A 25,285-nucleotide genomic window follows, 5' to 3' on the forward strand; every position below is an offset into this window, starting at 1 on the left:
ATAGGAGAGAACATGTTGAAGAAAGCACTCTTTGCGGCAACGGCGCTCTTCGCGCTCGCCGGCGCTGCCCATGCTGCAGACCTCAAGGAATTCCGCATCGGCATCCTCGGCGGCGAAAACGAAACCGACCGGCTGCGCAACTATGCCTGCCTTGCCGACCACCTGAAGCAGGAATTCGGCTTCGAGAAGGTTTCGCTCTTCCCGGCCGCCGACTATGACGGCGTGATCCAGGGCCTGCTCGGCGGCACGCTCGACTTCGCCGAACTCGGCGCCTCCGGCTACGCCGCCGTCTACATCAAGGATCCGAAGGCTGTGACGCCGATCCTGACGACGCAGCAGAAGGACGGCTCGACGGGCTATTACTCGATCGGCCTCGCTCTGAAGTCCTCCGGCATCAAGTCCATCAAGGACGCCAAGGGCAAGAAGCTCGGCTACGCCGATCCGGATTCCACCTCCGGCTACCTCGTTCCGCTGACGCAGATCCCGAAGGACACGGGCATGCCGAACGACAAGTTCTTCGCCTCGACGCAGTTCAACGGCGGCCACGAGAACAACCTTCTCGCTGCCTATGACGGCAAGGTCGACATCGCCGTCGACGATAGCTCGGGCATCGGCGATTTCAAGGACGGCTACACCTCCGGCACCTTCCGCAAGGAAGTCGACAAGGGCGCCGTCGATCCGAACAAGCTGGTTGAAGTATGGCGTTCGCCGCTGATCCCGAACGGCCCGCTCGTCGTTCGCAACGCTCTCGGCGAAGAGTGGCAGACGAAGCTTGCAGCCTTCTTCACAGCTCTGCCGGCGAAGGATCAAAAGTGCTTCACGGCTGTCGAAGGCGGCGATTACCAGGGCTACGCCCCCGTCAAGCACGACTTCTACAACGCCGTTGTCGACGTCCGCAAGGCAGCCATCGGCGGCTGATCGGCCTTTCGAATGCGGGGCGGCTGGAAACGGCCGCCCTTTATCTTGCGACTATAGCGCCGGGCGTCTTTTCGAGAGCCGCAAAGGACGCTGAAGCACTTGAATTATGCAGTAGGCGAGGCGTTGATGACTATTGCCGATACACAGCCGCACATGCAGAGCATGCAAGAGATCGGCACCGCCTGGGACCGGATGGTCGCCAAGCGCCGCCTCTACACCGTTCTCGGCCTGGTTATCCTGATTGCGGCTTTCGTCAGCTCCGTGCGCTTCGCCGACGAGAGCAATGCCGGCCATTTCTTCGACCGCCTGCCGCATCTCTTCGACTTCCTGAGCTGGCTCATTCCCAAGGATTGGCACGACGTCTGGCGCGCGCTGTTCGACATAGCGAGCGTCAACGACAAGGGCGGCGAGGAATTTAATTTCGACAGGGGCCGCGTCTACGTCTGGGGCGCCTTCTACATTCCCGAATATTTCGAGCTGATGATCGTGACGATCAATGTGGCGCTGATTTCGACGATCATCGCCTTCGTCTTTGCGGTTCCCTTGAGCTTCTTTGCCGCGCGCAACCTGACGAATTCATGGCCGTTGCGCATCTTCACCAAGCGGCTGATGGAATTCCTGCGTGCCTTCCCGGAGATCGTCATTGCCGGTCTGTTTTCGGCGATCCTGTCGATCGGGCCGGTCGCCGCCATCATCGCCATCACCCTGCACACGATCGGCGCGCTCGGCAAACTCTTCTACGAAGTGGCCGAGAATATCGACATGAAGCCGCATGAGGGCATGAAAGCCGTCGGCGCCAACTGGTGGGAGCGCATCCGCTTTGCCGCCCTGCCGCAGGTGCTGCCCAATTTCACCTCCTATGCGCTGCTGCGCCTCGAGATCAACGTGCGCGCCTCGACCATCATCGGCGCCGTCGGCGGCGGCGGCATCGGCGAGGAGCTGAAGCTTTCGATTTCGCGCGGCTTCGGCGCCAAGACGGTTGCGCTCGTTCTCCTGCTGTTCGTGACGATCGTCGCCGTCGACCAGTTCTCCGCATGGCTGCGCCGCCGCCTGGTCGGCGAGCACGCCTTCCTCCTGCAACATTGAGGCCGCCATGACGGTGATCGACGCAAACCGCATGCACGAGATAGAAGCGCGCTATCCGGAATATTTCCACCGGTCGTTCCGTCAGCGCTTCGGCGGGCTGATGATCCTCATCGCGACGCTGCTCTACAGCCTCTATGCCGTCTGGTTCTTCGACCTGCCCAAACTCTTCGCCGAAGCCCATTGGGAGCGCGTCGGCATCTATCTCAGCCAATGGGTGAGCTACGACGTTCAGCCGGAATTCCGCATCGAGGATGACGGCTCGATCGACATCCGTTATCCGCGCTTCTCGCCGCTCGGCGACAATCCGCATCCAGATTGGCTGGTCAACAACCCGGATGGCAGCATCACCGTTTCGATCAGCGGCACCAGCCGCAGCGTCACCGTCTCGAAGAGCGAGACGATCGTGACCGCGCATGGCGTCAGCGTCCCGGTCGAAGTTTCGAGCGGTGCGCCGAAGGTGATTGGGCCGGTGCCCGGCTGGATGACTGTTTATGACGACAACGTGCTGGCCGATCTCGGCTTTGCCGGCAATGTCAGCATTTCCGTCGACCGGGTGAAGATCCGAAAGCGTTTCATCGGCTGGGCGAATTTCATCTTCGACACGCAATCGTCCTTCTTCGACAAGCCGGTCGGCGAGGTCGTCAGCCTCATCGTCTCCGGTCCGCGCATCAAGCCCGACCAGTCCAACCTGTCGCTCGCCTTCGACGATATATGGAACAACAGCGAATGGCAGCACGGCGACGTCTGGACCAAGCTTTTCCAGACGATCGTCATGGCATTCCTCGGAACGCTGCTTGGCGCGCTTACTGCCTTTCCGCTCGCCTTCCTGGCAGCGCGCAACATCACGCCGAACCGCCTGCTCAACCAGATCCTGAAGCGCTTCTTCGATTTCCTGCGCTCGGTCGACATGCTGATCTGGGCGCTGTTCCTGACACGCGCTTTCGGGCCCGGCCCGCTTGCCGGCAGCGGCGCGATCTTCCTCACCGAGACCGGCACGCTCGGCAAGCTCTATTCCGAAGGCCTGGAGAATATCGATGACAAGCCACGCGAAGGCATCAAATCAACAGGCGCTCAGACCGTGCTCGTTCACCGTTACGGCATTATGCCGCAGATCGTTCCCGTCTTCGTCAGCCAGACGCTCTACCAATGGGAATCGAACGTGCGCGGCGCCACCATCATCGGCGCCGTCGGCGCCGGCGGTATCGGCCTGAAACTGTGGGAGGCGATGCGCACCAATGCCAATTGGGAAAACGTCGCCTACATGGTCATTCTGATCCTGATCGTCGTCTTCATTTTCGACACCGCCTCGAACGCGTTGCGCCACCGGCTGATGGGCACGAAGGCCCACTGACATATCGATCAAAGGCGGTGGCGCTGGCGCCGCCATCATCATTCTGTCACGGAAATCTTTTAGCCGGGAGCCTGCTTGCGGTTCGCCGCCAAATCACTGCACAGTGCGCTCCCCCGTTTGGACGATCTCCAGGATAAAAGCCTTGCGCTACGCTCTCTATTTCTCGCCGCCGAAGGATGATCCCCTGACCGGCGCGGCCTCGCTCTGGCTCGGCCGCAATGCTTTCACCGGCGAGACCTATCCGGCACCAGAACACGAGCAGCTGGGTGCTGCAGAACAGTTCGAGCTGACCGCCGACCCCCGCCGCTACGGCTTTCACGCCACGATCAAGGCGCCGTTTTCGCTCGCCTCCTCCGTCACCGAGAAAGATCTCATGACCGTTGCCGAGGATTTTGCCCAGCGCACGCAAGCCTTTGAGATTCCTGAACTCGTGCTTGGCCAGCTCGGCCGTTTTTTTGCCCTCGTTCCCGGTTCTCTTCATCAACCTCTTCAGGATTTCGCCGCGAAGGTGGTAAGGTCATTCGAACCGTTCCGCGCAGCGCTTTCCGAGGCCGATATGGCGCGGCGCAACCCGGAGAAGCTCAGCGACGGCCAGCGTGCCCATCTGCAGCGCTGGGGTTATCCTTACGTCATGGAGGATTTCGGCTTTCACATGACGTTGAGCGGCCAAGTGCCCGAGACACGCGCCGAGGTAATGAAAGCGATCCTGACCGAGCGGTTTGCCGATTTTACCGGCCGGCCGCTTTCGATTTCCGGCCTTGCCGTCTTCATCGAGGAGACGCGCGGCGCGCCGTTCAAAGTTCATTCCTGGCTGCCGCTTGCCGGCGCCAAAAGCTGAAAGACCTGACGACATGAGCAAAGAGACCGTGTTTTCCAACGCCCGCATCGTTCTCGAGGACGACATCCTCTCGGGCTCGATCCTCATTCGCGACGGGAAGATCGCCGATATCTCCGAGGGCAACTCGGTAGCCGGCGAAGATTTCGAGGGCGACTATGTCATTCCAGGCCTCGTCGAGCTGCACACAGATCATCTCGAAGGCCATTATCAGCCGCGCCCCGGCATTCGTTGGAACAAGACCGCTGCGGTCCAGGCGCATGACGCCCAGATCGTCACATCAGGCATCACCACGGTGTTCGACTGCCTGCGCATGGGGGCAGACGAGGACGGCGGCTTCGAACATGGCGAGATGCGCGAGATGGCCGATGCCATCCAGTCGGCGGAGACGGAAGGCAGGCTGCGCGCCGAGCACCTGATCCACCTGCGCTGCGAGGTCTCGGCCGACAACGTGCTCGAACATTTCGCCGATTTCGAAAACGACCGGCATGTGCGGCTCGTCTCGCTGATGGATCATGCGCCCGGTCAGCGTCAGTTCCAGACGATGGATCAATATATTTTCTACTACCAGAAGAAGCGGGGCCTGAGCGACGAGGCCTTCGCCCGTTTCGTCGCCAAGCGCCAGGCAGAATCGGCGCGCAATTCGACGCCGCACCGCAACGCCATCGCCAAGGTCTGCGCCGAGCGCGGCATCACCGTGGCAAGCCATGACGACGCAACGCTCTCGCATGTCGACGAGGCGATCGACAACGGCGTGCGCCTGGCCGAATTCCCGACCAGCTTCGACGCCGCACGGGCCTCGCACGGACATGGCATGAGCGTGCTGATGGGCGCGCCGAATATCGTGCGCGGCAAGTCCCATTCCGGCAACATCGCCGCCCGCGACCTTGCCGAGATGGGGGTGCTCGACGTACTTTCCTCCGACTACGTGCCGCTCAGCCTGCTGCATGCGCCTTTCATCCTCGCCGATGAGGTCGAAAGCATCAGCCTGCCGAAGGCGATCGCCATGGTGACGTCGACGCCCGCCCGTACCGTCAGCCTCGACGATCGCGGCCGGATCGCGACGGGGCTACGCGCCGATCTCGTGCGCGTCCACCGTTCGCATGGCGTGCCGGTGACACGCTCGGTTTGGCGCCAAGGACGCCGTGTCGCATGATGTCGCACGAACCCCACCCCGGAGCCGGAGCCGAGCGCGGCATCATGGTCGTCGTCGTCGGACCGAGCGGTGCTGGCAAGGACACGCTGATGAACCTCGCGGCCCGGCGTTTCAAGGGCCGCGACGAGGTGCATTTCGTCCGCCGCGTCATCACCCGTCACCGTGACGCCGGCGGCGAAGACCATCTTTCCGTCTCCCTCGAAGGTTTTGCCTCCATGGAGCAGTCAGGCTCCTTCGCCGTCTGGTGGGAAGCGCATGGCCTGAAATACGGCATTCCGGCCGAGGTTTCGGTGGCGCTTTCGCGAGGCCACATTGTCGTCGCTAACGGCTCGCGCTCGGCGCTTCACCGCTTCCAGGCCGCCTTCCCGCGGCTGAAAGTCATCAACGTCACCGCCCGCCCCGAGGTGCTCGCCGGCAGGCTGGAGGCGCGCGGACGCGAGACGCATGAAGATATCATGGCCCGGCTTGCCCGCGGACCGCTGACGGTGCGCGGCGAATATGACGTGGTGGAGCTCGACAATAGCGGCTCGCTCGAAGAGGCCGAGCAGAAGATGATCGAGATCCTCGACGGATTGCTGACCAAGGCGCCGTGAACAGATCGAGAGGAAGGGCATGCGCGCCATCAAGGTGGTCGACTACGATCCTTCCTGGCCGCGGCTGTTTGCCGAGATCAACACCGAGGTCTCCGCCTTGCTCGGCGACCGCCTGCTTTCCATCGATCATATCGGCAGCACGTCGGTGCCTGGCCTGCCGGCCAAGCCGAAGATCGACCTTGCGGCCGTGATGATATCAGACGCCTTCCTGCCAGCAGCGATCGAGATCATGCTCGCTGCCGACTTCGTCGTCCATGGCGATACTGGAGAGCAACGATGGGCCTTCACCCGCGATCATGACGGTTATGGGTTCAGGCTCTATCTTTGCGGGCCTAATAATCGCGCGCATCGGGACCGCATTCTGTTTCGCGATTATCTCAGGGATCACCCCGAGAGGGCCAGGGCCTATGCCGATCTGAAACGCCGGCTGGCTGCGGAGGCAGACGGCGATTGGGATTTTTATACCGGCGGAAAGACCGAGTTTGTCAGCGAGACGGTTCGGCTGGCTGCCTTGAGGCTGTAAAACAGGAATCCATCAGACGCCCTGGCCGGCGGCGATTACTCGCCGTCGCCCCGTCCCGATACGATCTCGCGCTTGCCGACGTGATTGGCCGGGCCGACGAGGCCTTCCTTTTCCATGCGTTCCACCAATGAGGCGGCGCGGTTGTAGCCGATGCCGAGGCGGCGCTGGATATAGGAGGTCGAGCATTTCTTGTCGCGCATGACGACCTTGACCGCCTGCTCGTAGAGCTCGTTGCCATCCTCGGAGGCCATGGCGCTCTTGTCGAAGACGGCGCCGGCTTCTTCCTCTTCCGTCTCTTCCTCCTCGTCGGCGGTGACGGTGTCGAGATATTCGGGGCGGCCCTGGGTCTTCAGATGGGCGACGACCTTTTCGACTTCGACATCCGAGACGAAAGGACCGTGGACGCGGGAAATCCGCCCGCCCCCCTGCATATGCAGCATATCGCCCTGACCGAGCAGCTGCTCGGCGCCCTGTTCGCCGAGAATGGTGCGGCTGTCGATCTTCGAGGTCACCTGGAAGGAGATGCGGGTTGGGAAGTTTGCCTTGATGGTGCCGGTGATGACATCGACCGACGGACGCTGTGTCGCCATGATCAGATGGATGCCGGCGGCGCGCGCCATCTGGGCGAGGCGTTGGATCGCCCCTTCGATGTCCTTGCCGGCGACCATCATCAGGTCGGCCATCTCGTCGACGATGACGACGATATAAGGCATCGGCGTCAGGTCCAGCGCCTGGCTTTCCTCGATCGGAGTGCCGGTGCCCTTGTCGAAGCCGACCTGGACCATGACGTGGATGGTCTCGCCCTTTTCGCGGGCCTGGGCGACGCGGTCGTTGTAACCGTCGATGTTGCGGACGCCGAGGCGCGACATCTTGCGATAGCGCTCCTCCATTTCGCGCACGGCCCATTTCAGCGCCATCACCGCCTTCTTCGGATCGGTGACGACGGGCGTCAGCAGATGCGGGATGCCGTCATAGACTGACAGTTCGAGCATCTTCGGGTCGACCATGATCAGGCGGCACTGTTCCGGCGTCATGCGGTAGAGCAGCGACAGGATCATCGTGTTGATGGCGACCGACTTGCCGGAACCGGTGGTGCCGGCGACGAGCAGATGCGGCATCTTGGCGAGCTCGGCAATGACAGGCTCACCACCGATGGTCTTGCCGAGGCCGAGCGCTAGCTTGTAGCCGCTCTTCTCGAAATCCTGGCTTTCGATCATCTCGCGGAAATAGACGGTTTCACGCGTGACATTCGGCAATTCGATGCCGATGACGTTGCGGCCGGGCACCACGGCAACGCGGGCGGAGAGCGCCGACATCGAGCGGGCGATATCATCGGCAAGGCCGATGACGCGCGAGGATTTCACGCCCGGCGCCGGCTCGAATTCATAGAGGGTGACGACAGGACCGGGACGGACATGGATGATTTCGCCCTTGATACCGAAATCTTCCAGTACGCTTTCCAGAAGCCCGGCATTCTGTTCCAGCGTCTCCTGCGACATGATCTCGCCGAGACGTTCCGGCGGTTCCTGCAGCAGGGCACGCGGTGGGAATTCATAGCCGGACGCGTCGATCCTTTCGGGCCTCGCGGCCAAACGCGGCGACGGCAGGACCGCGGCAACGGGCGGCGTACGCTGCGGCACTAGCGCGGCCTGAGGTGCTGATGCAATTTGAGGGGCCGGCGCAGCCTGGGGGGCCGGCGCGAGTGGTGCCTCGACAGGAATACGCCTGGGCTTTTCGAGGGATATTGCGGCCGCAGGGCGGACGGCAACCTTCGCCGAGACCGCGGCGGGCTGCGGGGCCGGGCGGGAGACGACGGGAGCGGGGGCCGGCCGGCCGGGGCGCCATTCCATAATCCGGAACAGCGACGTGATCGATTCGGGCGAGGTCTCGGTCTTCGGGAACGATATCAAGGGCGGTGCGCGAACCGGCTCGGCCTCTTCGAAGGCCATGACTTCCCAGAAGGCGAAATCCGAAATGGAGGAAAGCTCGGCGCTGGCGCGGAAAGCCGGCGCGCTGGCCTCATCAAGCAAAGGTGACTGCTGCAGTTCGATCCTGTGCGGTGCTGCGGAAATGTCGTCCGGCTCCGGCAGATAGATATCGAAGGGCACGTCGACGGCAACCGGCTCTATCCGTATCGCCTGCTGTCCAATCTGCGAATCATCGCGAACCGGATCATTCGGCGCGCGCCGCCTGCTGATCAGCGTTTCCGGCGTGCGGGTGAAACGGACATTCGGCGCGAGGGAAAAGTTGCTCTGCCAGATGGGTGCCGCCGGCTTCTCCCCTGGGTTTTCCTCCGGAAGGTCCGTTTCAATCTCGCTGGAAAAATCTCCGGCATCCGTCAAATTGGTTCTGGGAAAACGCATGCGTCCGCTACTCACTCATGCTTTGCAAATTACGACCCTACCGGGATAGAAAAGGAAGGTTAATAAGTTCCTTCCTGCCGTATCGTTCCGATACGACCCGTGGGGATAAATCGCTGCACTTTCAATGAGTTCTGGCAGTGAGAAAAATCTTTGCCAATTTTGGGGAGGCGCTCTAAAGCGCGTCGTAATCTTTCAGATCGCTCCTCGCGCTTTAGGCTTTATTTCCACGCATGTCGTTGTCGCAAGACCGCTGCACAGTTTTGCGCGACATGCTTTAGTGCGCCTCGTCCCAATTGGTAGCGGCGCGGGCATCGACCCTCAGCGGCACGCGCATTTCCAGCGCCGGCATGGTGGCGTTTTCCATCACCGAGACGATTGTTGGCATCGCCTTTTCGACATCCTCGTCCTCGACTTCGAAGATGAGTTCGTCATGCACCTGCAGCAGCATGCGGACGCGATCGGCAAGGCCGACTTCAACAAGGGCCGGCTCGATCTTGATCATCGCCCGGCGGATGACGTCGGCAGCCGAGCCCTGGATCGGCGCGTTGATCGCCGCACGCTCGTTGAAGGCACGCACGGATGGATTGGACGAGCGGATTTCGGGATAGTTGATGCGGCGGCCGAAGATCGTTTCGACATAACCCTTGTCGCGCGCCATGGCCTTTCGGCTTTCCATATAGTCGCGGATGCCGGGGAAACGCTCGAAATACTTCTTGATGTAGTCGCCGGCTTCCGAACGCTCGATCGAAAGCTGATTGGCAAGCCCGAAGGCCGAGATGCCGTAGATGATGCCGAAATTGATCGCCTTGGCGCGGCGGCGCACCTCGCCCGGCATGCCTTCCACCGGCACGCCGAACATTTCCGACGCCGTCATGGCGTGGATGTCGACGCCATCTTCGAAGGCCTTGGTCAATTGCGGGATCTCGGCCACATGGGCAAGCACGCGCAGTTCGATCTGGCTGTAGTCGGCGGAGATCAGCTTGTGGCCAGGCGTCGAGATGAAGGCGGTGCGGATCTTGCGGCCTTCTGCGGTGCGCACCGGAATGTTCTGCAAGTTCGGCTCGGACGAGGACAGGCGCCCCGTGGTCGTCGATGCCAGCGAGTAGGAGGTATGGACCCGCTTGGTCTCGGGGTGAACGTAACCCGGAAGCGCGTCGGTATAGGTGGATTTCAGCTTGGTGACCTGGCGCCAGTCGACGATCTTGCGCGGCAATTCGAAACCGGCGGCGGCCAGATCCTCGAGCACCTGGGCGGAGGTGGACCATTGGCCTGTCTTCGTCTTGCTGCCGCCGGCAAGGCCCATCTTGCCGAACAGGATATCGCCCAGCTGCTTCGGCGAGCCGATGTTGAAACGTTCGCCGGCCAGCACGTAGATCTCGTCCTCCAGCCTTGCTGCACTCTGGGCCAGCTCGCCGGAGAGCCGCGACAGGATCTGCCGGTCGACGGTGATGCCGCGCGCTTCCATGCGCGCCAGCACCGGCAATAGCGGCCGCTCCAGCCGTTCATAGACACTGGTCAGCCCTGCCGCCGCCAGCCGCGGCTTCAGCACCAGCCAGAGGCGCAGCGTGACGTCGGCATCTTCGGCGGCATAGTGGGTGGCGCGGTCGATATCGACCAGATCGAAGGTGACGTTCGCCTTGCCGCTGCCCGCCACGTCCTTGTAGGGAATCGGGGTATGGCCGAGGAATTTTTCCGAGAGCGGGTCCATGCCATGCGCGCCGGTGCCGGCGTCGAGCACGTAGGAGATCAGCATCGTGTCGTCGAAACTCCTCGTCTCGATGCCGTAGCGCTTCATCAGCAGGTAATCGTATTTCAGGTTCTGGGCGACCTTGAGAACCGATTCGTCTTCCAGCAATGCCTTCAGCCGTGGCAGGGCATCGCCCATCGGGATCTGGTTTTCGGCAAGGCCGCCGCCGAGCAGATCGCCGACGCCGTTCTTGTGGACGAGCGGCACATAGGCGGCGCGGATCTTCGTGCCGGTGGGATCGGCCGTATTGTCGGCGATCGCCAGCGAAAAGCCGACAAGTTCGGCCTGCATCGCATCCAGCGACGTGGTCTCGGTATCGAAAGCAACGAGGCCGGTGGCGCGCGCATCGGCGATCCAGCGGTCGAGCGTCGCCAGGTCGCGGATCGTGACATAGGCCGAATGATCGAAGGGCAGCGTCGCAAAGGCCTCGGCCCGCGCCTTGGCAAGATCGGCGGGCGAAAAGGCGCCTTCGACGGCGGTCTTCGCCTTCGCACGCGGCGGCACCGGCACGGATTCGCAGGAAACGTCGGGGATGCCGCCGGCGACGGGCTCGGGCTCGGCCGCATCGAGATCCGGGCCGCGGGCCGTCTCACCCCATTCGATGCGGACGATCGCCGGTTCGATGGCGCCGGCATCGCAATCGCAGGCCTCGGCGACGCGGCGCGTCAGCGTGGTGAATTCCATCGTCTTCAGGAAGCCAATCAGCTTCGGGCCGTTCTGCGGTTCCAGCACCAGTGCGTCGAGATCTAGATCGAGCGGCACATCGGTGCGCAACCGCACGAGGTCGCGCGAGAGCCTGGCCATGTCGATATTGGCGAGGATCGTTTCACGGCGCTTGACCTGCTTGATCTCGGTGGCCCGTTCGAGCAGCGTATCGAGATCGCCGTATTCGTCGAGGAGCTGGGCGGCGGTTTTCGGGCCGATGCCAGGAATGCCCGGAACATTGTCGACCGAATCGCCGGTCATCGCCTGCAGGTCGATCATCTTTTCCGGCGGCACGCCCCATTTCTCGATGACATCGGGAATGCCGATTTGCTTGTCCTTCATGCTGTCATACATATGGACATTGGGGCTGACGAGCTGCATCAGATCCTTGTCGGAGGAGACGATGGTGACATCGGCGCCGGTCGCTTCGGCCTGGCGGGCATAGGTGGCGATGATGTCGTCGGCCTCGAAGCCTTCGGTCTCGATGCAGGGCAGATTGAAGGCGCGGGTCGCCTCTCTTATAAGGCCGAATTGCGGGATGAGCTCTTCCGGCGGGGCGGAACGGTTCGCCTTGTAGGCGTCGTAGAGATCCTTGCGAAACGTCTTGGCGGAATAATCGAAGATGACGGCAAGATGTGTCGGCGTCACGCCGACATCGGTATTGCGCGCGTCCCTCAGCAGCTTCCACAGCATGTTGCAGAAACCGGACACTGCGCCGATCGGCAGGCCGTCGGTCTTGCGGGTCAGCGGCGGCAATGCATGAAACGCCCGGAAGATGAATCCGGAACCATCGACTAGGAAGAGGTGATCGCCTTTTTTCATGCGTGCATGGATAGCGCGGGCATGGGACGAGGTCCATATGGAGTTCGGCATAAATTCGGCGCGCGAAAAGGATTATGGGGTTCGGAGCGTCACACAGCGCCGCGCCTCTTTTCGGACGCGCAAAGGACGCTGAGCACTTGGCGTTGCTGCATAATTTTATCCGCCCGTCGATTCCGATCTCAGGATTTGTGCGGCACGGATTCCGGCTCACCAAACTGTTACCGATTTGTAACGATGGCCCTCCCTTGAAAAACCACATTCTGAGCCACAAATCCATGTCACCGGCGCTTGATCGCGTCGCGGGTCTGATTACCGGCTTGTCCCCCGCCGCGTCAGGCTTGGACAAAGGCCTTATCCCCCTCTCCGGGCCTTTGTCCCCACTTTAAAGTCGCCATGGCCAACCTCCAGGCCATGGCGACTTTTGTTTTTTCGAGGCACTCGAAATTCTGCTCGCCGCTTGCATGTTTAGGAGCATCGTATGCGATTTGCTGCATTGTCTCCGGCATGGTTTTGAGCCTAACTTGCAATCATGGGATTTAACCGCATGGATTCGGGAGCCTACCTTGCCAGCCAGCTGGCGAAGGGTTTTGCCCGCTCGCTGCACCAGCGCGCGGTCGGGCTCGGTTTTTCTCCAGGGCAGTTCCCCATTCTGCTGGAACTCTGGGCCGAGGACGGGCTGACCCAGAAACAGCTTCTCGAGCGGGTCGATATCGAGCAGGCGACCATGGCCAATACGCTTTCGCGCATGGTCCGCGACGGGCTGATCGAGCGCCGGCCGCATCCGTCCGACAAGCGGGCGCAACTGCTCTTCTTGACGTCGAGGGCGCGCGCCATGGAGGCTGAGGCGATCGAGACCGCGCGGGAGGCCGACCTTGCGCTGTTTAAAGGTTTTCGGGTTTTCGAGCGCGAGCTGACGCTCGAATATATCCGTCGGCTTCTGGAAAACGCCAAGGCGCTCTGACCACTGCATATCTCCTTAAATCGGAATCGATTTGAGGATAAATTATGCAGCAGTTCAAAGTGTTACAGCGTCCTTTGCGCGTCTGAAAAGACGCGCGGCGCTGTAAGATCACTCGCCGGCACGCTGTGCGCATCGCAAGGGGGACAGGCCGGTTTCGATCTGCACAATCAGGACGTTTTCGTCGGCGGCAAGCTTGATGCTCGGCTCGATATCCGGCTTGCCGAGTAAAAGGCCCTGCACTTGCGCGCAGCCTTCCTCGACGACGATCCGGCGCTGCATCTCGGTTTCCACGCCCTCCGTCACCACAGGCATGCCAAGGCTATGACCAAGGCCGATGATGGCGCGCACGATCGAGCGTGCCGAAGCATCATGTTCCAGCACGCCGGTGAAACTGCGGTCGACCTTGATCTTGTCGAAAGGGAATGAACGCAGGTTGGAAAGCGAGGAAAAACCGGTGCCGAAATCATCCATGACGATGTGCACGCCGAGCTTGTGCAGCCGCAACAGCGTCGTCATCACCCGGTCGCGATCGCGAATGAGGGCCGCCTCGGTGATCTCGAGCTCCAGCCGGCTGGGCGCAAGCCCGGTTTCGGCGAGGATCGCCTCGATCCGCTCGCAGAGGTTCGGCAGCATGAATTGCACCGGCGAAAGATTGACGGCGATCATCAGCGGCAGCGGCCAGCGCACGGCCTCCCTGCAGGCCTGCTGCAACACCCATTCGCCGAGCTGGACGATCGAACCACTTTCCTCGGCGATCGGGATGAAGATATCGGGCTCGGTCAACCCGTGACCCGGCCGGTTCCAGCGCATCAGGGCCTCGTAGCCGCCGATCTCGCCGCTCAGCGCATCGAGGATCGGCTGATAGCTGACATGGATCTGGTTGCGGATGATCGCATGACGCAGTTCGCTTTCGATCTGGCGGCGGTTCCGTGCCGCCTTATCCATTTCCGCGTCGAAGAAACAGACCTTGCCGCGACCGTCATGCTTGACGCGGTAGAGTGCAGTATCGGCATTGTTGCAGAGTTCTTCAGCAGCAGCCCCATCCGCGGGATAGAGTGCGATGCCGACGCTGACGCCGACGGCGGTCGGGTCGCGCGCCGTGTCCATCTCGGCGGCGAATTCGTCGAGGATATCAGCCGCAAGCTTTTGCGCCGCCGCCGGCTGCTGCCCGGCGGGCTGAATGATGGCGAATTCATCGCCGCCGAGGCGGGCTATCGTATCGCTCTCATCGGCCACGCGGCGCAGGATCGAGGCGACCTTGCGGAGAATGCGGTCGCCTTCGGCATGACCGAAGATATCGTTGACGGCCTTGAAGCGATCGAGGTCGAGATAGAAGAGGGCAACCTCGCTGTTCTTTCGTTCGGCCATCTGCAGCGCCTGCCGGATGCGGGTATCGAACAGCGACCTGTTCGGCAGATCGGTGAGAACGTCGTGGTGTGCGAGATGCTCGATCATCTCCTCGGCCTGCCTGCGTTCGGTGAGATCACGCACCGCCAGCACCTCGCAATTGTGCCCACGATAGACGATCCTGCTCGCGGTCACTTCGACGGCGATCTCCCTGCCGTTCCTGGTGTTGAGCAGCGTCTCACTGGGTCTGTTCTGCCCAGTCCCCTGAACAGCGGACAAAACAGCCGAGGGCGCCTTGCCGGCAAGATCGGCAAGCTTCCAGCCGGAAAGCCCCTGGAAGCGTTCATTGGCATCGATGATCCGGCCTTCCCGCAGGATCAGCAGCCCTTCCTGCGAGGCATTCGCGAGCCCCCTCAGATCCGTCAGGTGGCTTTCGACAAAGACCACGGCGAGCGCAATGAGAATGAGCATCGTCGCCGCCACCACGACGATCGCAGCAAGCAGGCTGGCGTCGAGCACCGTTGCCGGAACTTGCTTGCCGGGATCCGGCACGAGCGTGATGCTAGCCATCGAGATGAAATGGAGCGCGCAGATCGCAAGGACGAAAGTGATTGACGAGGCGAGGAGCCGCCGCAGTCCCTTCAATTGGAAAAAGGTGTGGAAGGCGGCGCTCGACAACAGCGCTCCTGCGAGAATCGCACTCAGCGTCATGAATGGATCATAAAGGATGACCGCCTGCGTTTCGATCGCCTGCATGCCGGTCAGGTGCATGGAGGCGATGCCGAGCGCCATCAGGACGCCGCCGCGGATGCGAGAAAACCTGCCGCGGCTTTCCGAAGCGACCAGGATCGCCGCCCACGAACCGACAACCGACAGGAGGAAAGAAAGCGTCGTCAGGCCCAGTTGGTAGCCGATCGGCATGCCGCCGTCATAGGCCAGCATGGCGATGAAGTGCGTTGCCCATACGCCGGTGCCAAAAGCGAAAGCCGAGGCGCCGATCCAGAGCTTGCGCCGCCCGGCGTCGCATTCCTGGGCAGGGGAGAGCAGCAGCATAGCCGCCATAGCGCCGACCAGGCATACCGCGGCCGCCGCAAGCACCAGCCGCCAATCGTGGTTGTCCCGAATACATGTGATGACCGAAAACATCCGAACCTCGCGCAGCTGAATTCGGTCAGGCTATTTAGGTTATGCTAAATAACGGTAAATTGAATTAGAATTCCCTTCTATATTATCCAGCAAATCTTCTTGATATTCGTCTATGCCCCGCCGGTCTTTCCCGCCGCCGTTTTTTTGTTTTTCCGCCTCGCCTGCCTATCTGGTTTGGTCTATCGTCCGGCCGAATTTCAAAAAGGAGTCGAAAATGACCGATGTACGTCAAGTGCTTGCGCACGCGGATCAGAACCTTTCTTCGAGCCTCGACAAGCTGTTCGAGCTTCTGCGCATTCAGTCGATATCCACCGATCCCGCTTACAAAGCCGAATGCCGAAAGGCCGCCGAATGGCTCGTCGCCTATCTCGGGACGCTCGGCTTTACGGCCTCGGTGCGCGATACACCAGGTCATCCAATGGTGGTCGCCCATCATGCCGGTGCGTCCGCCGATGCACCGCATGTTCTCTTCTACGGCCATTACGACGTTCAGCCGGTCGATCCGATCGAGCTTTGGGAAAACGACCCGTTCGAGCCATCGATTAAGGATGTCGGCGAGGGTCGCAAGATCCTGACCGGCCGTGGCACCTCCGACGACAAGGGCCAGTTGATGACCTTCGTCGAGGCTTGCCGCGCCTATAAGGAGATCAACGGCGCGCTTCCCTGCCGCATCACCATCCTCTTCGAAGGCGAGGAGGAATCCGGCTCGCCGTCCCTGAAGCCCTTCCTCGAAGCCAATGCCGCCGAGCTCAAGGCCGACTATGCGCTGGTCTGCGATACCGGCATGTGGGACCGCGACACGCCGGCGATCGCCGCAGCATTGCGCGGCCTCGTCGGCGAGGAAGTGATCGTGACGGCCGCCGACCGCGACCTGCATTCCGGTCTCTTCGGCGGCGCGGCGGCCAATCCGATCCATATTCTCGTCGAGGCTCTTGCCGGCTTGCATGACGAGACCGGCCGCATCACGCTTGACGGCTTTTATGACGGCGTCGAGGAAACGCCTGATAACATCAAGGCGTCATGGGAGACGCTGGGCAAGACCGCGGAGAGCTTCCTCGGCGAAGTCGGCCTTTCCATTCCATCCGGCGAGAAGGGCCGTTCGGTGCTGGAACTCACTTGGGCGCGGCCGACCGCCGAAATCAACGGCATCTGGGGCGGATATACCGGCGAAGGCTTCAAGACGGTGATCGCCGCTAAGGCTTCGGCCAAGGTTTCGTTCCGCTTGGTCGGCACGCAGGATCCGGCGGCCATTCGCGAGGCCTTCCGCAGCTATATCAGCGCGAAGATTCCCGCCGATTGCTCGGTCGAGTTCCATCCGCATGGCGGCTCGCCGGCGATTCATCTTTCCTATGATTCGCCTGTTCTGACCAAGGCGAAGAACGCGCTTTCCGACGAGTGGCCGAAACCCGCCATCGTCATCGGCATGGGTGGGTCGATCCCGATCGTCGGAGATTTCCAGAAGATGCTCGGCATGGAATCGCTGCTCGTCGGCTTCGGTCTCAGCGATGATCGCATCCACTCGCCGAACGAGAAATACGAGCTTATCTCCTACCACAAGGGCATCCGCTCCTGGGTACGGATCCTTCAGGCGCTCGCCGCCTGACGGAAAGGACGCGCCTTCAAACAGGATGCGCCATGCGAAAATCGCGAGAAACAAAAAGGCCGGTTCGACCCGGCCTTTCGTCATCCGCTCACCTCAGTGCCAGTTCATCCGTGGTCAAGGAGCAAGCGGGTATTGCACTGAGACTGCCGCCGAAAGGTTAACGGGCCGTTAACGGCGCTTGCACAGGCGGATCGTAGTGCCGAAGCGGTCAAGTCCCAGGCATTCGCGATTTCATGCGGCATATCGAGAACGCTACATTGCGTCACAAGATTCCCCCCGTTCAAGCTGCGTTCATCGTGACCTGGGTATAAGCCTTTGAAAGACAAGGAAAATGGTAGCGCCTAACAAATGTGGGCGATCGCTCTATCTTTTCTTCCAGATGGCATATGCCAAGAAAACGCAGCCAAGCGCTGCCTGAAAAACGCGCCAATGAGGAGTGAGAAGCGTGAAAAGTCTCATTGTTAAAATCACCGCGGCCGCCATGTTTGTGCTGGCTCCGGCGATAGTACAGGCCGCCGAGGGCTACTCGACGGCCAATGTCAACATGCGTGCGGGTCCAAGCACCCGATACCCTGCTGTCGCGGTCGTGCCCGCCGGTTCTTCCGTCGAGATCCGTGGATGCCTTTCCGAAGTCAACTGGTGCGACGTCGAATTCTATGGCGGCCGCGGTTGGGTTTCCGGCCAATATGTGCAGGCCGTCTACCAGCAACGCCGCGTCTATGTCGGTCCGCAATATTACCGTCCGCTGGGTATTCCCATGATCGGCTTCAGTGTCGGCAATTATTGGGACCGCAACTACCGCGGCCGCGATTTCTACCGCGACCGCGACCGCTGGAGCCGCGGCCCCGACTATTACTACCGTAACCGGGATCGAGATCGGGATCGCGACTACGGGGATCGTAATCGGGATCGCGACAGGGACTGGCGCGGCGACAATCGAAGGGATGACCGCAGAGACGATGATCGTAGGGACGATAATCGCAGGTCCGACCGTCGGGAGAATGACAACAGAGGCAACACCAGGAGTTCGGATTTCCGTGACCTGCCACAGTTCAGGGGCGGGAAAGCCGACACCTATAATCGCCCGGACCCCAGGGCATCGCCCTTCGTCTGCCGCCCGGGCGATCCGTCCTGCGACTGAGATTTTGGGGCGGCGGCAATGCCGCCCTCTTCTCAAGGGCGGGTCCGTCTTAAAACCGGGGCCTGCCGCATAATTCAAGTATTACAGCGTCCTTTGCGCGTCTGGAAGATGGGCGGCGCTGTAAGAAAAAGCCCGGCGCTCCCTTGGGAGGGATGCACCGGGCCTGATGTCGATCGGCACGCGTTGAGGGGAGACGGCCGATCATTCGCGGGACGTGAGGGGCTGTCCCGCTTCTTCATAAACAATCGCGAAGCCTATTGGTTCCGCCTGCCGCATAATTCCTTGAAACGGACTCGATTTGAGGAAACACTATGCGGCAATTCAATGTGTTACAGCCTTTTTTATGCCTTTCGAAAAGACGCGCGGCACTGAAAAATGCGCCGTATCGCCGGTGATTCACGTGACGCACTTCAGGTCTTTTTTCACGAAGCGTGCAGCTTGGCCGGTGAGCGCAAAATAAGCGCCGCGGGGGAAGCATCGATCCTCGAATACGCTCACCGACAATTTGATGTGAAGCCATCGCGAGGCTCTTGTTTTGCGGGATTGTTTAATGCAGTTTTGTGAAGTTGCGGATTGATTTTAATCCGTTCGAGGCTGGACCCTGATGACGCAAGACTACCTGGCTTTCTTCGGGCTTTTCGCCCCTCGGGCAGCCGCCGCAGATGTTACCGTTTGGCATAAACACAACCCCATCCTGCCTGTACGCCTTACCGATGGGGCGAACCTCAACCCTTCCGGCCAGATCTGGCGCCGCTTTCATCTGGGCGAGTGGGAATATAAGCAGGACCCGGAAACGCTCGACGATTACGAAGCGCGCCAGTTTTGAAGACAAGCGGCGCGACCTGCTTTGCTTTCCATTATTAACACCCCGTTAAATCGCCGCATTTACAGTTCAGTCGGGTGATCACGGCGGCACTCAAAGTGCTCCAACGTCCTTTGCGCGTCTGAAAAGACGCGCGGCGCTGGAGAAGAGCACCGTTATGCGAAGCTGGCTTCGCGATCGAACATGGGGTGTGACCGGTCCGCGATGGCAGGCAGAGGCAGATCAAGCGACAGAATAGAACCGTCTTTCAGCGGCCGCCCGGCACGCGACGATGACGAATTCTCGCTCGATGCCGACGACCGCATCGCCGGAGGCCGATCTCAGCGCCGCGGCGGCTCGAAACCCCCGCCGCAGCGCCCCGCCCCTCGGAGGCGGCGGGAGCCGCCGGAGCGTGAGGGCGGCGGCTTTTTCGGATTCCTGCGCCGCGCGATCTACTGGTGCGTCGTGCTTTTCATCTGGGCCGGCATCGGCGTTGCCGGGCTCGTGGTCTATTATGGCTCGCGCATGCCGAGCGCCAGTACATGGGCGATCCCTGAACGGCCGCCGAATGTGAAGATTACCGCCGTCGACGGCAGCATCATCGCCAATCGCGGCGCGACCGGCGGCGAGGCGCTGTCGCTCGAAAACATGTCGCCCTATATTCCGGAAGCCGTCATCGCCATCGAGGATCGGCGTTTCTATTCGCATTTCGGCGTCGATCCGCTCGGCCTCGGCCGGGCGATCGTGACCAATCTCACCGCTGGTCACATGGTCCAGGGTGGCTCGACGCTGACGCAGCAGCTTGCCAAGAACCTCTTTCTCTCCCCTGAGAGGACGCTGGAACGCAAGGTACAGGAAGTGCTGCTCTCGCTCTGGCTGGAGCAGAAATACACCAAGGACCAAATCCTTGCCATGTATCTCAACCGGGTGTTCTTCGGATCGAATGCCTATGGCGTCGAGGCAGCCTCGCGCCGCTACTTCAACAAATCGGCGCGTGACGTAAACCTCGGCGAGGCCGCGGTGCTGGCCGGCCTACTCAAGGCGCCGTCGCGGCTTTCGCCGGCCCGCGATGCGGAAGCTGCGAATGCACGCGCCCAGCTTGTGCTCGCGGCGATGCGCGAACAGGGTTTCATCACCGATTCCGAGGTCAAGACCGCGATGTCGCAGACCCCGGCTTCGGCCAAGAGCTACTGGTCCGGCGCCGGGCACTATGTTGCCGACATGGTGATGGACGAGCTGCCGGGGCTGATCGGCGACGTCAAGGAAGACGTCATCGTCGATACGACCATCGACAAGTCGCTGGAAAGGAAGGCCGAGCAATCGCTGGTCGACGTGCTCGACAAGGAGGGCGGCAAGCTCGACGCGTCGCAGGCGGCCCTCGTCTCGATCGACGGCACCGGCGCGATCCGAGCGCTCGTCGGCGGCAGGGACTATGCGACGAGCCAGTTCAACCGCGCCGTCAAGGCCAAACGCCAGCCGGGTTCCTCATTCAAGCCCTTCGTCTATGCCGCAGCACTCGAGAAGGGGCTGACGCCCTATTCGGTGTTCAACGACGCGCCGATCCGGATCGGCGANACGAGAAGAAATACAATGGCGAAGTGACGCTGGCGACCGCGCTGGCCAAGTCGCTGAACACCGTGGCCGCCCAGCTGGTGATGTATGACGGGCCGGATCAGGTGATCAAGCTTGCCCACCGGCTCGGCATCGAAAGCGAGCTGCAGCCGAACGCCTCGATCGCGCTCGGCACGTCGGAGGTGTCGCTGATGGAGCTCACCGCCTCCTATGCCGCCTTCATGAACGGCGGCTACAAGGCGACGCCGCACGTCATCCGCCGGGTCACGACGGCTGAGGGCAAGGTTCTCTACGAAAATACCTATGACAGCCCACCGCGCGTGCTCTCCGAGCAGATCGTCGCCCAGATGGATGCGATGATGATGGGCGTCATCGACAATGGCACCGGCAAGAGCGCCAAGATCCCTGGCTGGCAGGCGGCGGGAAAGACCGGCACGACGCAGAATTCGCGCGACGCGCTCTTCGTCGGCTTCACCAGCAACCTCACCACCGGGGTCTGGTTCGGCAATGACGACGGCAAGCCGATGAAGAAGGTGACCGGTGGCGGCTTGCCCGCCAAGGCCTGGAAGGAATTCATGATCGCTGCCCACAAGGGTCTTTCGCCGGCACCGCTCTTCGGCAACGGCCAGTTGATCGCCGATCCGAACAATGGTCAGCCGATGGCTGAGGCAGCCCCTGGTGATGGACAAGCGGGCGATGGGCAGTTGGGCAGCGGGCAACCGATGACGGCCGAGGCGCCGCCTTCGACGATCGGCGGCATCATTTCCGGCGTCTTCGGCGGCGACGACAATGCAAACCGCTATCCGCAAGCGCCTGTCCGGCAGCGGGCGACAAGCTCCGGCAATGGCCCGGTTCCGCCCGCCGACATTGCCGAAGGCGGCGGTTCGAACTATGAGGGCGTGGTGCCACCCGGGGATGTCGGGGGGGCGCAGACAACCTCTTCCGTCCAGCCGCGGCGCACGACGCTGCTCGATCTGATCATGGGCCAGTGAGACCTTTGCTGCATGTCCAACACAAGCCCGATGCTCTAAAGCGCATCGAGATCTTTCAGAGCAGCGCCTCGCGCTTTAGGTCTTCGTTTTACGCATGTCGTCGTCGCAAAACCGCTTCACAGTTTTGCGCGACATGCTCTAAAAATCGGCCGCTTTCCGGACATGGGGCGACCTCTTTCCCGGCTACTGTAAAAATTGAACGCAACACATTCGTTTTGCTGGATTCCGGGGCATTTCTCGCCTTGCAGTCCAGAAAACCGCTCCTTATATACGCCGCATCACCGCAATCACGATTGCGTAATCTCAAGTAGACCCATCCCGTAAGGGGCTGTCAGGGAAATGCCTTCTCGGGGTTCCGACAGCTTGCTTCAAGGAGAGAATGACATGGCAAAAGTAATTGGTATCGACCTTGGAACGACGAATTCCTGCGTCGCAGTCATGGACGGCAAAGACGCGAAGGTTATCGAGAATGCGGAAGGTGCGCGTACGACCCCTTCCATGGTGGCATTTTCCGATGATGGCGAACGCCTTGTCGGCCAGCCGGCCAAGCGCCAGGCAGTCACCAACCCGACGAATACGCTCTTTGCAGTCAAGCGCCTGATCGGCCGCCGCTACGAAGATCCGACCGTCGAGAAGGACAAGCACCTCGTTCCCTTCACCATCGTCAAGGGCGACAATGGCGACGCCTGGGTCGAAGCTAATGGCAAGGGCTACTCGCCCGCACAGATTTCCGCAATGATCCTTCAGAAGATGAAGGAAACCGCCGAATCCTATCTCGGCGAAAAGGTCGAGAAAGCCGTCATCACCGTTCCCGCCTACTTTAACGACGCGCAGCGCCAGGCGACCAAGGATGCCGGCCGCATCGCCGGTCTTGAAGTTCTGCGCATCATCAACGAGCCGACCGCCGCAGCGCTGGCCTACGGTCTCGACAAGAAAGAAGGCAAGACGATTGCCGTCTACGACCTTGGCGGCGGCACTTTCGATATTTCGATCCTCGAGATCGGTGACGGCGTCTTCGAAGTGAAGTCCACCAACGGCGATACCTTCCTCGGCGGTGAAGACTTCGACATGCGTCTCGTCGAATATCTCGTCGGCGAGTTCAAGAGGGACAATGGCATCGACCTGAAGAACGACAAGCTTGCCCTGCAGCGCCTCAAGGAAGCTGCGGAAAAGGCAAAGATCGAGCTTTCGTCCTCGCAGCAGACCGAAATCAACCTGCCGTTTATCACGGCCGACGCCTCCGGCCCGAAGCATCTGACCCTGAAGCTGACCCGCGCCAAGCTCGAAAGCCTGGTCGACGATCTCGTCCAGCGCACGATCGCGCCGTGCAAGGCAGCGCTCAAGGATGCCGGCGTCACGGCTGCCGAAATCGACGAAGTGGTTCTCGTCGGCGGCATGAGCCGCATGCCGAAGGTACAGGAAGTCGTCAAGCAGCTGTTCGGCAAGGAGCCGCACAAGGGCGTCAACCCCGATGAGGTGGTCGCCCTCGGCGCCGCCATCCAGGCCGGCGTTCTGCAGGGCGACGTCAAGGACGTCCTGCTCCTCGACGTGACCCCGCTGTCGCTCGGCATCGAGACCCTTGGTGGTGTTTTCACCCGCCTGATCGAACGCAACACGACGATCCCGACGAAGAAGAGCCAGACCTTCTCGACCGCCGAAGACAACCAGCAGGCCGTGACCATCCGCGTTTCGCAGGGCGAGCGTGAAATGGCTGCCGACAACAAGCTGCTCGGCCAGTTCGACCTCGTCGGTCTGCCGCCGTCGCCGCGCGGCATGCCGCAGATCGAAGTCACCTTCGATATCGACGCCAACGGCATCGTCCAGGTTTCGGCCAAGGACAAGGGCACCGGCAAGGAACAGCAGATCCGTATCCAGGCTTCCGGCGGTCTTTCCGACGCCGACATCGAGAAGATGGTAAAGGATGCCGAAGCCCATGCCAGCGAAGACAAGAAGCGCCGTGAGGCCGTCGAAGCCCGGAACCAGGCTGAAAGCCTGATCCATTCCTCGGAAAAGTCGCTGAAGGATTACGGTGACAAGGTTTCCGAGGCCGACCGCACCGCGATCTCGGATGCGATCGCTGCATTGAAGACGGCGTCGGAAGCGTCCGAACCCGATGCCGACGACATCAAGGCCAAGACCCAGACGCTGATGGAAGTGTCGATGAAGCTCGGCCAGGCGATCTATGAAGCACAGCAGGCTGAAGGCGGCGCTGCCGGTGATGCCTCTGCGGAAAGCGGCGACAATGTCGTCGATGCCGACTACGAGGAAATCAAGGACGACGACCGCAAGAAGTCCGCGTAATCCGCGACGGCGTGGTTATGCTTCAACATCTGATCCGGCTGCTCACCATGGCAGCCGGAAAATCCATTTCCGGGGTTTAATCCTTAATGGCAAAAGCGGACTTTTACGAAACTCTGGGTGTAGCCAAGTCGGCGGACGAGAAAGAGCTGAAAAGCGCCTTTCGCAAATTGGCGATGAAATACCATCCGGACAAGAACCCGGATGACAAGGACGCCGAACGGAAGTTCAAGGAAATCAACGAAGCCTACGAGATGCTCAAGGACCCGCAGAAGCGGGCGGCCTATGATCGCTATGGTCATGCGGCCTTCGAGCATGGCGGCATGGGCGGCGGCGGCGGCGGATTTGCCGGCGGCGGTTTCTCCGACATTTTCGAGGATATCTTCGGCGAGATGATGGGTGGAGGGCGCGCGCGCCAGCGCTCGTCGGGCGGCCGCGAACGCGGCGCCGATCTTCGCTACAACATGGAAATAACGCTGGAAGAGTCTTTCTCCGGCAAGACGGCGCAGATCCGCGTTCCGACGTCGATCACTTGCGACGTCTGTTCGGGTTCAGGCGCCAAGCCCGGCACGCAGCCGAAGAACTGCGGCACCTGCCAGGGAACGGGGCGCGTGCGCGCGGCACAGGGCTTCTTCTCGATCGAACGGACCTGCCCGACCTGCCACGGCCGCGGCCAGATCATTCCCGATCCGTGCCCGAAGTGCCACGGCCAGGGCCGGGTGACGGAAGAGCGTTCGCTCTCGGTCAATATTCCCGCCGGCATCGAGGACGGCACCCGCATCCGCCTGCAGGGCGAAGGCGAGGCCGGCGCCCGCGGCGGACCGGCAGGCGACCTCTATATCTTCCTCTCCGTCAAACCGCATGAATTCTACCAGCGCGACGGAGCCGATCTCTATTGCGCCGTTCCGATCTCGATGACGACGGCCGCGCTCGGCGGAACCTTCGACGTAGCGACGCTCGACGGCACCAAGTCGCGCGTCACCGTGCCCGAGGGCACCCAGGTCGGCAAACAGTTCCGCCTCAAGGGCAAGGGCATGCCGGTGCTGCGTTCGGTGCAGACGGGCGACCTCTACATCCAGATCCAGATCGAGACGCCGCAAAAGCTCACCAAGCGCCAGCGCGAACTGCTTCAGGAATTCGAGCAGCTTTCCTCCAAGGAGAACAATCCCGAATCGACGGGCTTCTTTGCCCGCATGAAGGAATTCTTCGAAGGCTGAGCTGCGATCGACACGCCTATTGGGAAAGCCGGGGACGGAAACGTCTCCGGTTTTTTTGTTCCCGGAATCCTAAAGCGCGGCGCGATCTTTCAGATTCGTCCCTTGCG

Annotated in this window: 16 protein-coding genes and 1 pseudogene; 14 read left to right on the forward strand and 3 right to left on the reverse strand. The window is 61.3% G+C overall.

All coding sequences use genetic code 11. The annotated features are described in order from the left end of the window. The first annotated feature begins 12 nt into the window (after positions 1 to 12). The 7 genes from phnD to A6U98_RS24445 all read left to right on the forward strand — a co-directional run bounded on the left by phnD (position 13) and on the right by A6U98_RS24445 (position 6,462). Positions 13 to 918, forward strand: coding sequence for a phosphonate ABC transporter substrate-binding protein (gene phnD, locus A6U98_RS24415; protein ID WP_020052372.1), 906 nt, complete (start codon positions 13 to 15; stop codon positions 916 to 918). Between the two features lie 126 nt (positions 919 to 1,044). Next, positions 1,045 to 2,004: a phosphonate ABC transporter, permease protein PhnE gene (gene phnE, locus A6U98_RS24420; protein WP_064653506.1), complete on the forward strand. Its 960-nt coding sequence runs from the start codon at positions 1,045 to 1,047 to the stop codon at positions 2,002 to 2,004. Between the two features lie 7 nt (positions 2,005 to 2,011). Then, positions 2,012 to 3,355, forward strand: a complete 1,344-nt coding sequence (phnE, locus tag A6U98_RS24425; RefSeq protein ID WP_064653508.1) for a phosphonate ABC transporter, permease protein PhnE — start codon at positions 2,012 to 2,014, stop codon at positions 3,353 to 3,355. A gap of 142 nt (positions 3,356 to 3,497) precedes the next feature. Then, a complete protein-coding gene (locus A6U98_RS24430; RefSeq protein WP_064653510.1) occupies positions 3,498 to 4,193 on the forward strand; it encodes a DUF1045 domain-containing protein in 696 nt (231 codons plus the stop codon). A gap of 13 nt (positions 4,194 to 4,206) precedes the next feature. Further along, on the forward strand, positions 4,207 to 5,346 hold the full coding sequence (locus tag A6U98_RS24435) for an alpha-D-ribose 1-methylphosphonate 5-triphosphate diphosphatase (RefSeq protein ID WP_064653512.1): 1,140 nt from the start codon (positions 4,207 to 4,209) through the stop codon (positions 5,344 to 5,346). Beyond that, on the forward strand, positions 5,343 to 5,939 hold the full coding sequence (phnN, locus tag A6U98_RS24440; protein WP_064653514.1) for a phosphonate metabolism protein/1,5-bisphosphokinase (PRPP-forming) PhnN: 597 nt from the start codon (positions 5,343 to 5,345) through the stop codon (positions 5,937 to 5,939). Before A6U98_RS24435 ends, phnN begins: the two co-directional genes overlap by 4 nt. 19 nt (positions 5,940 to 5,958) lie before the next feature. Further along, positions 5,959 to 6,462, forward strand: coding sequence for a GrpB family protein (locus A6U98_RS24445; protein ID WP_064653516.1), 504 nt, complete (start codon positions 5,959 to 5,961; stop codon positions 6,460 to 6,462). 35 nt (positions 6,463 to 6,497) lie between these two features. Here A6U98_RS24445 and A6U98_RS24450 read toward each other — a convergent pair whose 3' ends face one another. Both A6U98_RS24450 and polA read right to left on the reverse strand, forming a co-directional pair. Next, positions 6,498 to 8,825, reverse strand: coding sequence for a DNA translocase FtsK (locus A6U98_RS24450; RefSeq protein WP_064653517.1), 2,328 nt, complete (start codon positions 8,823 to 8,825; stop codon positions 6,498 to 6,500). Between the two features lie 274 nt (positions 8,826 to 9,099). Continuing rightward, complete coding sequence (polA, locus tag A6U98_RS24455; protein ID WP_064653728.1) at positions 9,100 to 12,099, reverse strand: DNA polymerase I; 3,000 nt, start codon at positions 12,097 to 12,099, stop codon at positions 9,100 to 9,102. Positions 12,100 to 12,643: 544 nt separating this feature from the next. Here polA and A6U98_RS24460 point away from each other — a divergent pair. Then, entirely contained in the window at positions 12,644 to 13,060 is a 417-nt protein-coding gene (locus tag A6U98_RS24460; RefSeq protein ID WP_064653519.1) for a MarR family transcriptional regulator, read from the forward strand. Positions 13,061 to 13,168: 108 nt separating this feature from the next. Here the strand turns inward: A6U98_RS24460 and A6U98_RS24465 are convergent, their stop codons facing one another. Next, complete coding sequence (locus A6U98_RS24465) at positions 13,169 to 15,553, reverse strand: EAL domain-containing protein (RefSeq protein ID WP_064653521.1); 2,385 nt, start codon at positions 15,551 to 15,553, stop codon at positions 13,169 to 13,171. Between the two features lie 214 nt (positions 15,554 to 15,767). On the opposite strand from A6U98_RS24465, the gene A6U98_RS24470 reads away from it, so the two are divergent. The 6 genes and pseudogenes from A6U98_RS24470 (at position 15,768) to dnaJ (ending at position 25,178) form a co-directional block, all read left to right on the forward strand. Then, positions 15,768 to 17,156 carry a dipeptidase gene (locus A6U98_RS24470; protein ID WP_064653730.1) on the forward strand — a complete coding sequence of 463 codons (1,389 nt, stop codon included), beginning with the start codon at positions 15,768 to 15,770 and terminating at the stop codon, positions 17,154 to 17,156. Between the two features lie 445 nt (positions 17,157 to 17,601). Then, positions 17,602 to 18,297, forward strand: a complete 696-nt coding sequence (locus A6U98_RS24475) for an SH3 domain-containing protein (protein ID WP_064653523.1) — start codon at positions 17,602 to 17,604, stop codon at positions 18,295 to 18,297. A 604-nt stretch (positions 18,298 to 18,901) separates the two neighbouring features. Next, positions 18,902 to 19,123: a hypothetical protein gene (locus A6U98_RS24480; RefSeq protein WP_018448009.1), complete on the forward strand. Its 222-nt coding sequence runs from the start codon at positions 18,902 to 18,904 to the stop codon at positions 19,121 to 19,123. A gap of 201 nt (positions 19,124 to 19,324) precedes the next feature. After that, positions 19,325 to 21,663 (forward strand): annotated as a pseudogene (locus A6U98_RS24485) (transglycosylase domain-containing protein). 384 nt (positions 21,664 to 22,047) lie between these two features. After that, positions 22,048 to 23,964, forward strand: a complete 1,917-nt coding sequence (gene dnaK, locus A6U98_RS24490; RefSeq protein WP_003544373.1) for a molecular chaperone DnaK — start codon at positions 22,048 to 22,050, stop codon at positions 23,962 to 23,964. A gap of 86 nt (positions 23,965 to 24,050) precedes the next feature. Continuing rightward, positions 24,051 to 25,178, forward strand: a complete 1,128-nt coding sequence (dnaJ, locus tag A6U98_RS24495; protein WP_011649969.1) for a molecular chaperone DnaJ — start codon at positions 24,051 to 24,053, stop codon at positions 25,176 to 25,178. Positions 25,179 to 25,285 lie beyond the last annotated feature (107 nt).

Source organism: Rhizobium sp. WYCCWR10014 (genome assembly GCF_001657485.1).
Classification (GTDB): domain Bacteria; phylum Pseudomonadota; class Alphaproteobacteria; order Rhizobiales; family Rhizobiaceae; genus Rhizobium.